Source organism: Candidatus Hydrogenedentota bacterium, assembly GCA_019695095.1.
Lineage (GTDB): Bacteria > Hydrogenedentota > Hydrogenedentia > Hydrogenedentales > SLHB01 > JAIBAQ01.
On sequence record JAIBAQ010000001.1, the window covers coordinates 24,785 to 36,397 of the forward strand.

General features: G+C 58.1%; 11 protein-coding genes. 6 read left to right on the forward strand and 5 right to left on the reverse strand.

Annotated elements, in window-relative coordinates; genetic code table 11:
* Positions 1–101: 101 nt before the first annotated feature.
* From nadE to K1Y02_00110, 4 genes are all read right to left on the reverse strand, one after another.
* On the reverse strand, positions 102–2,027 hold the full coding sequence (nadE, locus tag K1Y02_00095) for an NAD(+) synthase (protein ID MBX7254726.1): 1,926 nt from the start codon (positions 2,025–2,027) through the stop codon (positions 102–104).
* 90 nt (positions 2,028–2,117) lie between these two features.
* The gene (locus K1Y02_00100; protein MBX7254727.1) at positions 2,118–3,584 is read right to left on the reverse strand and encodes a nicotinate phosphoribosyltransferase; all 1,467 of its coding nucleotides are present in this window, start codon (positions 3,582–3,584) and stop codon (positions 2,118–2,120) included.
* Positions 3,581–4,156 carry a nicotinamidase gene (locus K1Y02_00105; protein MBX7254728.1) on the reverse strand — a complete coding sequence of 192 codons (576 nt, stop codon included), beginning with the start codon at positions 4,154–4,156 and terminating at the stop codon, positions 3,581–3,583. Before K1Y02_00105 ends, K1Y02_00100 begins: the two co-directional genes overlap by 4 nt.
* 12 nt (positions 4,157–4,168) lie before the next feature.
* Complete coding sequence (locus K1Y02_00110) at positions 4,169–4,711, reverse strand: NUDIX hydrolase (protein MBX7254729.1); 543 nt, start codon at positions 4,709–4,711, stop codon at positions 4,169–4,171.
* 510 nt (positions 4,712–5,221) lie between these two features.
* Here K1Y02_00110 and K1Y02_00115 point away from each other — a divergent pair.
* The 6 genes from K1Y02_00115 to K1Y02_00140 all read left to right on the forward strand — a co-directional run bounded on the left by K1Y02_00115 (position 5,222) and on the right by K1Y02_00140 (position 10,426).
* Positions 5,222–5,917, forward strand: coding sequence for an RNA polymerase sigma factor (locus tag K1Y02_00115; protein MBX7254730.1), 696 nt, complete (start codon positions 5,222–5,224; stop codon positions 5,915–5,917).
* Positions 5,895–6,158: a hypothetical protein gene (locus K1Y02_00120; protein MBX7254731.1), complete on the forward strand. Its 264-nt coding sequence runs from the start codon at positions 5,895–5,897 to the stop codon at positions 6,156–6,158. Before K1Y02_00115 ends, K1Y02_00120 begins: the two co-directional genes overlap by 23 nt.
* A complete protein-coding gene (locus K1Y02_00125; protein MBX7254732.1) occupies positions 6,155–6,631 on the forward strand; it encodes a hypothetical protein in 477 nt (158 codons plus the stop codon). Before K1Y02_00120 ends, K1Y02_00125 begins: the two co-directional genes overlap by 4 nt.
* A gap of 92 nt (positions 6,632–6,723) precedes the next feature.
* Positions 6,724–7,437: a single-stranded DNA-binding protein gene (locus K1Y02_00130; protein MBX7254733.1), complete on the forward strand. Its 714-nt coding sequence runs from the start codon at positions 6,724–6,726 to the stop codon at positions 7,435–7,437.
* Positions 7,438–7,597: 160 nt separating this feature from the next.
* On the forward strand, positions 7,598–8,869 hold the full coding sequence (locus tag K1Y02_00135) for a Gfo/Idh/MocA family oxidoreductase (GenBank protein ID MBX7254734.1): 1,272 nt from the start codon (positions 7,598–7,600) through the stop codon (positions 8,867–8,869).
* Positions 8,870–9,139: 270 nt separating this feature from the next.
* The gene (locus tag K1Y02_00140) at positions 9,140–10,426 is read left to right on the forward strand and encodes an MFS transporter (GenBank protein MBX7254735.1); all 1,287 of its coding nucleotides are present in this window, start codon (positions 9,140–9,142) and stop codon (positions 10,424–10,426) included.
* Here K1Y02_00140 and K1Y02_00145 read toward each other — a convergent pair.
* Positions 10,423–11,610, reverse strand: a complete 1,188-nt coding sequence (locus K1Y02_00145) for a 2-oxo acid dehydrogenase subunit E2 (GenBank protein MBX7254736.1) — start codon at positions 11,608–11,610, stop codon at positions 10,423–10,425. The genes K1Y02_00140 and K1Y02_00145 overlap by 4 nt on opposite strands.
* Positions 11,611–11,613: the final 3 nt, after the last annotated feature.

Here is an 11,613-nt window from a genome sequence, read left to right on the forward strand (position 1 = left end):
CCATTGGGGTGTGTCCAAGTGGGCGGTACTTCACCCTCGTGTGCACTATGCAGTCTCTGGGCCGAATTTATAGCCCTGCGAGACAACGCCGGGAATGGACGTTACATTTCCGCTTTCGCGAGTTCGTCCAATTCGTCTTGAATACTCTGGGTCACCGGGAACCGGAATCCGGTCTTCGGATCCAGATCCAAGTCGAGTACTTTTAATGTCACTGGAAGCTGTTCCCGCTTCCATTGATTGTATGCGAAAAGTCTGCCGAAGGCTGCTGTCCATGCCCGTAATTGTTCGGTGTCATGCTCGATACGGCGATGCGCAAGCACACGCCAGCAATCGCTCAACGACATGCGCCTCCGCGCGAACAGATACAACAGATCATCCAGCACCACGTATGGCATGAGGTCGGCTTCGTCCCTTTGGTCCGGAGCCAGTTCGGCACTGGGCGGAATCGCCAAGACCTTCTGCAATGAGACAAGATTGTCACGTTTTGCGATATGCTCGATTAACGTAGAAACCAACGTTTTCGGCACATTGGCAATCGGCGAATAGCCGCCCTGATTGTCGCCGCCCGTAGTGGTGTAACCGACAGCCGCCTCGCTCAAATTCGATGTAACAAGTAGAAGCGCCTTGGCGCTGTTGGCCCAATTCAGCATCATGTTGCCGCGTACGCGCGCCTGCAGATTCTGTTTTGCGAGAGGCGTTACGTGCTCCGCGCCATCCATAAGCTCAGCCGCCTTCGCCAGCGCGATTTCGGCTTCTTCGCCGATGGATACTACACGAAACGGCACGCCAAGTTCCGCCGCTACGGCGCGCGCGGCATCTTCCGTACCCTGGCTGCTGAATGCCTTGTTGGGGAGATAGACAGTGGAGACGCGCTCGGCATAGCGCTTTGCCTCGCGCCCTTCCTTCATTGCCTTGGCGGCATGGACCGCAATCAGCAGACACAACGCGCTGTCTCGGCCTCCCGATAACGCCACCAGAAATCGCTCGAACGCGCCCACTTTCTCGAAATAGTCGCGCAAGCCCAGCACGAGGGCGTCGAACAACTCATCCAGAAAGCGCTCGGCGCTATTGACAACACGCGGCGTCTCCGGCAAGAAGAAGCTGGACGGCATCTGCGCCACATATTCGCCCATCGGTGCGGGGCGAAACTCGCTACGCGGTGCTTCCACCGTGCGCACGGTGGAGTTCTCGTCGCGGCGCGACGCCTCCTGCCGCCACGTGGTGTTTTCGGAACGAACCCGCGCGATATCGTCGAGATCGACAATTGCCGAAGACAACGTCCAATAGCGCGTGGAGAGGACCTCGCCTTCGGCTACCACGCCTTCCGGTGTCGCGACGAAACCGCCGCCGTCAAACACAAGACGGCTGTTGTCGCAACCCAGGATGTTCGAATAAGCGTAGACACATGCGAGGTTGTTTGCGGCTCCCAGAACAAGTCTGCGCCGCTGCTCGTTTTTCAGAGGCGTAAACGGAGATGCGCTCGGGTTGCAGATAATCTCCGCTCCCGCGCGCACGCGGGCGTATGCGGGCGAATTGGTGGACCACAGGTCCTCGCAAATCTCGGCACTGACCTTGCCGAAGGGAAGTTTGAACACAAGGTCGCCCGCGGGCACGCCGTTGACTTCGGTCACGCCCTGAGTCCAAGCCGTCCAATTGCGTCCCTCGTAGAAGATGCTGTATGTCGGCAAATACTTCTTGAAGATGAGGCCTAGCGCGCGACCGTCATGGATGAGGGCGGCAGCGTTGTACATGAAGGAGTCGATCCGTACGGGCAGACCCAGGAATACACTGATGCCCGTGCACGCTTCCGCAAGTTCCTGCAGCGTTTGCCAACTGCGGCGCGTGATGTCAGGCCACCAAATTCGGTCTTCCAGGCTGTAGCCGGAAATGCAGAGCTCCGGCGTTACAAGCAGGTGAATGCCCCGCCGCTTGGACTCCTCGATGACTGCGCGCAGCCGTTCGGCATTGCCGGAAAAATCGCCGACTTTCACCGACACCGCCGCTACGCCAATTCGTATGAGTCGCACCTTGTTACTCCTCGATATCCGTCCAGTACAGACCAACGCAGTGACAGGATATCAGACTACGGTATAGAGTTCGCATCCGCCCCAATTACTCTACTCGATGTCAGGGCCTTTCAGAAGGTCGTCCTTTAGTATCCCTACCTTTTCCGAGAGGATGACCCGATAAATTTCCGGATTACGGAGACGCTTGTACTCCTCGGGCAGAGCGGCAATATGCGCCAGGGCGCGTTCGCGAATCACCCCGATCGGCGGCGTGGGTTTGACGATGCGCCCTTTCTCAAAAACCGTTTCCAGAAGGGATTCCGCACGCGCTGCGCCTCGCAATCGGGCTTCATTGTGCGGCAGACGCCGGTGGCGTCCCACAACGGTACCGTTCTCGGGCCACGTTTCATCGCAATCGTAGAGCACGTCTCCGAGCGGACTCCCCGCCGTGTCGTAGTACCGGACAATGTTCTTCTTGCACGGGTCGGTTGCTTTCATCAGATTGGAGGAGATCTTGATTCGCGGCATCCACTGTCCATCTTCATGGACCGAGACTAGCTTGTACACGCCGTTTAGCGACGGGCAATCGTTCGAAGTGATGAGATGTGTTCCCACGCCCCACGCATTGATTTTCGCGCCTTGGCGCTTCAAGTCTGCGATCAGGTCTTCTTCCAAGTCATTTGAGGCGACAATCAGCGGATTCTCAAGCCCGGCCTCAATCATCATTCTGTAGGCAGCCTTGCTAAGCTTGGCCAAATCGCCGGAATCGAGCCGGATTGCAGGCCGCACCATCTTGCCTTGACTGTGCAGTTCGCGAAAGACAGTTATGGCGTTGGGCACACCGGACTCGATGGTGTCGTACGTATCGACCAACAGAACGCAGCGCTCGGGATAGTTGCGCGCGAATGCCCGAAAAGCCTCCAACTCGTTGGAGAAGCTCATCACCCAACTGTGGGCGTGCGTGCCCGACACGGGGATACCGTAGGTCTTGCCCGCAAGTACGTTCGACGTGGAGCTGCATCCGCCGATGTACGAAGCGCGCGAACCACTGATGCCGCCGTCGGGACCGTGCGCTCGCCGCAGGCCGAACTCCATAACGGGATCGCCGTTGGCGGCAAGGCAAACGCGCGCGGCCTTCGTCGCAATGAGTGTCTCGTAATTGAAGAAGTTCAGCAACGCCGTTTCGAGCAGTTGCGCTTCGAAAATGGGGCCCTCAACCTGAACGACTGGCTCCGAAGGGAAGACAAGGGTACCTTCACTAACGGCGCGCACCGTGCACGTGGGCCGGAATTCGCGCAGATACCCCAAGAAGTCCTCGTCGAAGATGTTCAACGAACGCAGATACGCGATGTCGCTGTCGGTGAAGCGCAGATTCTCAAGATAGTCGAGAAAGGGCCCCAGGCCCGCCGCTACGCCGAACCCGGCATGCGTGGGCAGGCTTCTAAAGAAGTACTCGAAGCAAACGGGAAGATCGGCGCGGCCTTCCTTGCGATAGCCCGCGATCATGGTCAGTTGATACAGATCGGTGAGTAAAGCGATACCTTCGCGCCGCAACCAGGGATCCGGCGATTCCGTCATTCGAGTTCCTCCGAGCGGCATATAGTCACACCGGCTTCGCGCAATTCCTCAAGCGCGGTGGCGACGCTGCCCTCGGGCACGTCCACACCCTTGCACAAGTCTTCGATCACGATGGTTTCCAGACCGTTTCTTCGGGAGTCGAGCGCCGTGGCCTTCACGCAGTAATCCGTCGCAATTCCGCATACGAATACCTTGGTGACGCCCTTCCCCTTGAGGCGGTTCGCCAAGTCCGAATCCTGGAAGCTACTGTACGCTTCCTTGTCGGTCCTGTGGCCCTTGCTGACGATCCATGCGCGCGACGGCACCTCGAGGGCGGGATGAAATGCAGCTCCGATTGTGCCTTGGACACAATGCACAGGCCAGCTCTTATCCATAAACTGAGGCACATCGCTGAAACTGCAATGATCCACGGGATGCCAGTCGCGTGTATACACAAGATACTTGAATCGCGGCAGGAGGGCGTTCACGCCCGGCACAATGGCGTCACCATTCGCGACAGCCAGTGCTCCGCCGGGACAGAAGTCATTTTGGATGTCAGTGACTATGAGGGCGTCTTCTGCACCGATACGCATGAATCACCTCGCTCATTGACCCAAGGCTTGCGATGCGATTTCGAGGCAGTCCCGGAAAGCAGACGTCTCACCCGCACCGAAGCTCGATGGCCAATAGGTTGTCATGAATTCATTACGATCCGCGTTTATGCGCAGCCAATCAAGAGCGTAGCGCACGATACCGTCGTGGTCAAACGCGAGCGGTGGCATTGCCGCGATGGGATACCAGTCCGCCGCCACCGCGTCGTCGCCATACTGCAATGGATGGGCACGGTGGTCGATCACGGCGATATACACCACGCTTACCGTCCAGCCGCGCGGGTCACGACCAGGGTCGCCGAAACACCTCCATTGACACATGGGGATTCCCGTCAGCCCGGTTTCCTCACGCAATTCGCGCGCGGCGGCAACGTCCAGCGGTTCGTATTCGTTCACAAACCCGCCCGGCAGGGCGTAGCATCCCTCATAGGGTTCGTGGCCGCGCCGAATCAATACGATCTGGACGGCACCGTCCTTGAGCGTGAAAACGATGGAATCGGCCGCCATGATGGGGCGTGGATGGGAATACGTATACATCGGATAACCTGTGGTGTTGCGGTTTACCGGAGTATACAACAGGGAAAATACGAATGGGAGAATGGGGAAGCGCCGCCGACCGGTTGCATCGGCTGGATAGGCTAGGGTTTCCACCCGCGGCTGGCGGCGCTTCTTGGGTATGGAGCGGGATGTAGGCCCGATCAAGCCTGTATCCGGCGCTATCCCTCGTCGGTACAAGCCCTTGTAATCGTTCACCTGGGGCGGCTGACTGCTACCGTCCTCTGCCTATACGAGTGGCAGGAGTTCCAGGAGTTGTTACAGCGGGCTGCCACTCTGCCCTGTAACACGTCGCCGCCCAGTTTCCACCTGAATAAGCGGAAACAGCGTAAGAGGTGCGCAGACAGGATGTGCCGAGTGATGGGATGATTCCCGTACCGGACAGACAAGATGACCTGAGGTGTCGTGCATGGGATTCATGCCGGACTCGCCGGAAGGCGTAGCGGGCCGGGGCACCTTACGGGCTGCTAATGGTCAAGTCGGAGAATGGCCATGTATAGTGTTGGCCAGATTGCAGTGAGGGCGCCGCAAGGATGGGGCCGGTGCGACAAAACGGCGCGGGCTGAAACCTCTGTGGAGAGTCTGGACACGAATAGCGAAGTCAGGCCTGTAGACGGAGAGGACCTGCGCGATATCGCCGCCGTGCTGGCAGGCGACGCGGACTCCTATGAGCGGATAGTACGCCGTTACCAAGGGGTGCTGGCGGCTTACATGTGGCGCTTCACGCGGAATCCGTCCGTGTGCGAAGAACTTGTGCACGAGGCCTTCGTTCAGGCGTATTTCAGTCTGCATACGTTTCGGGCGAGCGCTCCATTCCTGCACTGGCTGCGCAAGATTGCCACGCGGGTAGGTTATCATCATTGGAAGCGGGAGGCCCGAGAGCGGGCGCACCGCCGGATTCAGGCGGAAGAATATGCCTATTCGTTGCCAATGTCGCGGGGAGTCCGCGCGGAATCTGACGATAAGGGCGATGAGCTTCACCGAATTCTCGACGGATTAAGTCCGCGCGATCGGCTGGTACTTACGTTACTATATCTTGAGGAACTGGACACGCGTCAGATTGCCGAGGTCACCGGATGGAGTCATTCGTTGGTGCGCGTTCAGGCGTTTCGAGCGCGAAATCGGCTGAAGAAGCTGTTGGAATCGCGAGAGAGGAGTAAGCGAGATGGAACACCCGGACTCATTTGATGAGATGGTGAAGCAGTCGCGTCGCGCGGCTCCTCCCGCATTCGACGTGAGCGGCCGCGTAATGCAGAGCATCCGCGCCCAGACGCCGGTTAGCCGCAGAGGCATCGAACGCGATCTGACGTGGGAAGCCATCGTCGCAGTCGCCGTGGCTGCGCTGGTGGTTCTGCCCGCGCTGAGCGCATGGCAGACGTTGGTTAGCCCAATGACGGTCCTCTTCGGATCGATACAGGCGGCGCTATGAGCGAGGCATCCAAACCTGAGTCTATCCCATCGGCAGCCTTGCCGCGTAAGGGCGGGCGACGAGCTGTTTCTTTGCTGTTGGGCTTCGTCATCTTCGCATCGGGCGTGCTGGTAGGGGCGGGTGGAGCGGTACTTTCGATCCACGCCATGGTGACCTACCGTTTCAAGCACCCCGAAAATGCGTATGCAAGAGTCGTGGATCGCATCGATAGCGACGTGCACTTGACGCCGGAGCAGCGCGCGAAGGTCGAAGAAATAATTGAGAAGAAACGGCAGGAATTCATGCAACTCATCTCGGAAGGCCAGCCAAAGATGGAAGCCCATTGGCAGTCCGTTCGTAATGAGATCGCCGCCGTACTTGACGAAAAACAAGCTGCCGTTTGGAAAGAGAAATTCGATTCAATGCACAGCAGACTAATGCCACCCTTCCTTCTGCCACCGGATGCATTTGGCCCGCCCCCTCCTCCGCATTGATAGTCAGTGCTTCCTTTCGTCTCCCGTCTCGTGCATCGCCTCTCCTGGGTCTGAGGCGAACCAGAAGTACCGTCTCTGGTAGAGTTCCCGCCATGCGACTACCCGACATCTCAAATACCCTGACCGATGACCTGCGCCAACTCCGGTTCTCCGCGCCGATTACACATGTCTACAATCCACTCGAATATGCCCGCGCACCGCACAATCGCTATCTTGAACGCTACGGAAACGCGCCAAAAGAGGCTCTCTTTCTGGGCATGAATCCGGGTCCATTCGGGATGGCACAGACCGGGGTGCCGTTTGGCGATGTCGTGCTTGTGCGCGACTGGATGGGCATCGACGAGCCGGTGGGTAAGCCTGTACGCGAGCACCCCAAGCGGCCTATCGACGGATTTGCCTGCAGGAGAAGGGAAGTGAGTGGGTCGCGCCTATGGGGGTGGGCACGAGACACATTCGGTGCGCCTGAGTCCTTTTTTGCCCGCTTCTTTGTGTGGAACTACTGCCCCCTCTGCTTCATGGAGGAGAGCGGACGGAACTTCACCCCGGACAAGTTGCCTGCGCCGGAGCGTGCTGCGGTCAATGCGGCCTGCGACCGAGCGCTTCGGCACGTTGTGGAAGCACTAGGTCCAGGCCGTGTCTACGGTGTCGGCGCCTTTGCGGAAGCGAGGGCCCGGGAAGCCTTGGCGGGCGCAAACGTTACGATTGGCAGGATTCCCCACCCAAGTCCAGCAAGTCCCGCTGCAAACCGGGGCTGGGCGGAACAAGTAACAAAAGCGTTGCTTGCGGACGGGATATGGCTCGGCTGACGAAAGGGTCACGCACGCTAACCCGCAATTTGCGTCAAGGACCATGATTGAGTCCGAACGAAATCGTGGACCAGTCTTCTTCACTTGTATCCCCCGGCACAGCGCGCAATAATATTCCGGGGTGTACGAACGAACCAGCCGCACGAAAGGTTTGAATTCAATGAGCACTAAGAACGCTTTGTCTCGTCGTAATTTTATGAAGACCACGGCGATTGCCATGGGGGCGGCGGCACTTTCCGCCAAGAGCTATGCGCGGGTTGTCGGCGCAAATGACCGGCTGAACATGGCCTTCATCGGTTGCGGCGGTATGGCCAGCGCACATCTGGGCGCGTTGATCGCGCTTCGCGAAGAGGAGAATCTGGGATTCCTGGCGACGTGCGATATTTACAAGACGCGCGCCGAGACTTTCAGCCGCAAACTCAAGGAGGCAGGAGCAGGCGAGCCGAAAATCACTCAGGACTACCAAGAAGTTTTGGCCATGAGCGACCTCGATTATGTGCTGGTCGCGGTGCCGGAACATGCTCACGCCTATCTTACGCTCGCGGCGCTTGAAGCAGGCAAGCATGTCTATTGCGAGAAGCCGTTGACCCACACCATTGAAGACGCGTTAAAGGTTGTGAAGAAGGCGAAGGAGACTGGTCTGAAGCTTCAGGTGGGTGTGCAGGCGACGGCTGACGACAGTTATTCGAGCGCAAACGAAGCCATCAAAGCGGGGAAACTCGGACCGGTGGTTGAAGCGCAAATCGATTACGTGCGCAATTACGCCAAGGAAGCGGGCCCGTGGCGCACGGGCGCTAGTTCCGACGATCCAAAGCCTGCCGATCTCGATTGGGACGCGTGGTTGAAGCCTGCGAAGAAGCGTCCGTGGGACGCGCGCCGCTATCACGATTGGCGCTGCTACCGTGAGTATTCCGGCGGGATTGCCACCGACCTGTTCATTCACCGCATCACGCGATTGATTCGCGCGTGCGACTTGACCTTCCCAGAGAGAGCCGTGGGAATGGGCGGAATCTACCTGTGGCCCGATGGACGCGATCTGCCTGACAATTTCGAGATGCTGCTTGAGTATCCCGCCGTGAAAGGGATTACGCCCGGCATGTCGGTTCACGTGTTGGGGACCATGGCCAATCAGTACGCCAACCCGCACTGCATTCGTGGCCACGCAGCCACATTGGTGTTCACATCGACCGGTTGGGACATCATCGAGGAGAAATCGGGTAAGGTACTCGAATCGCACAAGAAAACCGGCGGCGAGGACATTGTGCCGCATCACAAGAATCATCACGCGGCCATCCGCAGCGGCGCTGCGCTGAACTGCCCGCCCGAGCTTGGACTCTACGGCGTGGTGGCCGTGAACATGGGCAATCTTTCCTGGTTTAAGCACCGGATGGTGCGTTGGGACTCTCGCCGCAACCGGCAAGTGCTGGCTTAGGCTGGGTATCTCGAATACACACACTGGGGGCGCGAGCGGGTAAGTCCGTCGCGCCCCCGAACCATATAGTCCGCAATTTGCACCGGCGCGATTGAGCGCCGACGCAAATTGCTCACGTGCATGACTTTGAGGCTATGCCATGAGGATTTCTCGCGAACACACACTGTCTTCGGAGAACCTCTCTGTTTTTCGCCATAAGTCTCGAAAGCACAATGCTTACGAGATAGGTTCAAGTGTGTTCGTGAGAAATCCGGGATAGCAAAACGCGACATGAGCAACGACAAAGATTCCATTCCCAGTCCTTCCACGATGGACACGATTCCGCTCTCGGTGCACCGCTGGAACTACTGGATAAGTTCCTTCGAATGCGCCCTCTACATCATGGCCACCAATATGATCGGCCCCATGACGTTGATTCCGTTCTTGTTCAAGCAGACGGGAATCGACAGTTCCTATTTGGGGTTGTTTACCATCTCCACGCTCATCGTTGCTCTTAGCGGACCCATTGGCGCGACGTTAATGTCCGGTCAACGCCGAATGTTGCCGTTCTGCGTGACAGTAGGCATTTTTCAGCGACTCGTCTTCTTGATGGTCCCGCTTGGCGTAATGTTCTTTCACGGGAAACCCGCTCCGTTGTTGTGGATTCTTGCCACCGTGTGGCTGGCCAGCAATTTTATCGGCGGGATTGCCACGCCGACGTTCATGGTGATGATCACCAACGGGACTCGGGAACGTTGGTGGGGACGGTTGATGGGGATGCGCAGCTTGCTTGGAGCCGCGTCGGGGTTGGTTGCAACAATTCTGGTATGGGGCGTCAATCGGATTTCATCGTATCCCAACAACTACACCATTCTCGGATGGATTGGCGTGCTCCTCTTGTTCGGCTCATTGTATGGCGTGTCGCGTTTTCGAGAGGTCATGACACCCACGACCCGGGAGGCTCCTAATACCGGATTCGCCAAGGAATGGGTCCGGACTCTGCAGATTTGGCGAGAAGATACGCGCGTGAGGTGGATCGTGCTCGGCCGCACGTTTCGATCCTTTGGATTCTTCACGGGAACCTACATCACGGCCATGTTTATCGCTCGGTGCGATTTGACGGACTCGCTGATGTGGCTGCCCGTTATTTTGTTTAGCGTCTCGGACATGGTGACCAATTACGTCTCAGGTAGAATCATCGACCATTTCGGGTCAAAGCCCGCGCTTGTGCTCTCGTCACTGCTTGTCGCATTCAGCGCGGCATTTCTCACGCAGTGCTACAGCGTGCCCTTCTTTGTGATTTGCATCCCGATACTGTCGTTGGGCGGCAGTCTTATCAATAACGGATGGCCGACTTTTCTTCTGAAGATGTCGCCCCCCGGAGACCGGACTGCCTACTTCAGCACAGTCTCGCTGTTGTCCGCACCCCCGTCTATATTCATTAGTGTGGCCGGTGTATTCCTGGTGCAATGGCTTGACTACAATCCGACCATGTGGATTAGCGCGGTGGGCGGGCTTATCGGCGCACTTGTCTTTCAGTTCAAACTGCCCAACATCCGCCAAGCCCCGTCGCGTTAACTCAAGGAAAGACCCGCGTTCGGCAACGCGGCGACACGATCCCGAATCTCGTTGAGAAATCGCGCGGCGGCAACACCGTTGATGATCCGGTGGTCGAACGTCATCGTCATGTGCGCGACACGCTCGAAAGAGGGTCCTTTGGGCCCGGGCTCCACCATCATCATGTGTGGTGTTCCAAGGAACAAAGTCGCGACGGACGGCGGCACGACCACGGGCGCCGCCGTGTAGACGCCGTAGGCTTCCATGCTCGACAGGGAGATGTGCACGACCGAGTCTGCCGCTTGGTCTTTCCCTGCTCGTGCGCGCGCAATCTGGATACGGCTTTCCCGGACAAATGCCGCAAAGCTGAGCGCATCCGCTTTCTCGACGACGGCCGTCGCGAGTTCGTCGTCGGGCAAGGCTACGGCAATTCCCAAGTTCACATGCCGGTAACGGCGCAGGTGGTTCACGTCAACAACCACCGAACGAAACTTCGGATGTTTCGCAATGATTTGCGTAACACACCACGCGACCAGCAGGAAACGCGTCGGGCGTTCATCTGAAGAGGATTGTGAATCCTGTTTGAATCGCTGATAGGTATCTTCAACGGGCTGCCATGGAATGATGACTTCGATGGTCCCGGGTACAACCTGTTGCTGAGCGCGCGATAACCGGTAGAACAGCGTTCGCTGCCGCGTGGACATGGGGACTTCTTCGTATTCGGGCCCGGCAGATGAAACGGAAGATTCGCTCTTCCGCTCTGAGAGATACTGGTCGATATCCGTGGGCAACAACCTGTTTCCCGCGAATGGAATCTGCGCCAGCTCGCTTTCCTCAAGTCCTTTTTCGCGTGCGTAGGCGCGCGTCCTCGGAGGAATTGCGTTTCGCAGAGACTTGGATTGCGGCTCCGCTGCAGACACGGACGCTGAAGGCCGTTCGGGCGCCACGTTTGCTTGCTCGGCCTGCTCGACATGGATGCGCGCCACCACATCGCCCACGGCTTTAATATCGTCGGCCTGCACGCACCACGATTCCAGCACGCCGCTGACCGGGCTCTCGATCTCCGAAACGGCTTTATCCGTCTCCATTTCGTACACGGGTTCGTCGCGCTGGATGCGGTCGCCCGGCTTCTTGAACAACCGCACGATGCGCGCCTCGCGCAAGCCCTCGCCCAATTGAGGTATCTTCAGTTCGTACAGCGACACAAT

Bases quoted from the DNA above. Each gene is read 5' to 3' on its own strand.
- K1Y02_00130 (MBX7254733.1), top strand. From the start codon at position 6,724: ATGCGACTACCCGACATCTCAAATACCCTGACCGATGACCTGCGCCAA.
- K1Y02_00110 (MBX7254729.1), bottom strand. From the start codon at position 4,711: ATGTATACGTATTCCCATCCACGCCCCATCATGGCGGCCGATTCCATC.
- K1Y02_00115 (MBX7254730.1), top strand. From the start codon at position 5,222: ATGTATAGTGTTGGCCAGATTGCAGTGAGGGCGCCGCAAGGATGGGGC.
- K1Y02_00105 (MBX7254728.1), bottom strand. From the start codon at position 4,156: ATGCGTATCGGTGCAGAAGACGCCCTCATAGTCACTGACATCCAAAAT.
- K1Y02_00100 (MBX7254727.1), bottom strand. From the start codon at position 3,584: ATGACGGAATCGCCGGATCCCTGGTTGCGGCGCGAAGGTATCGCTTTA.
- K1Y02_00125 (MBX7254732.1), top strand. From the start codon at position 6,155: ATGAGCGAGGCATCCAAACCTGAGTCTATCCCATCGGCAGCCTTGCCG.
- K1Y02_00120 (MBX7254731.1), top strand. From the start codon at position 5,895: ATGGAACACCCGGACTCATTTGATGAGATGGTGAAGCAGTCGCGTCGC.
- K1Y02_00135 (MBX7254734.1), top strand. From the start codon at position 7,598: ATGAGCACTAAGAACGCTTTGTCTCGTCGTAATTTTATGAAGACCACG.
- K1Y02_00140 (MBX7254735.1), top strand. From the start codon at position 9,140: ATGAGCAACGACAAAGATTCCATTCCCAGTCCTTCCACGATGGACACG.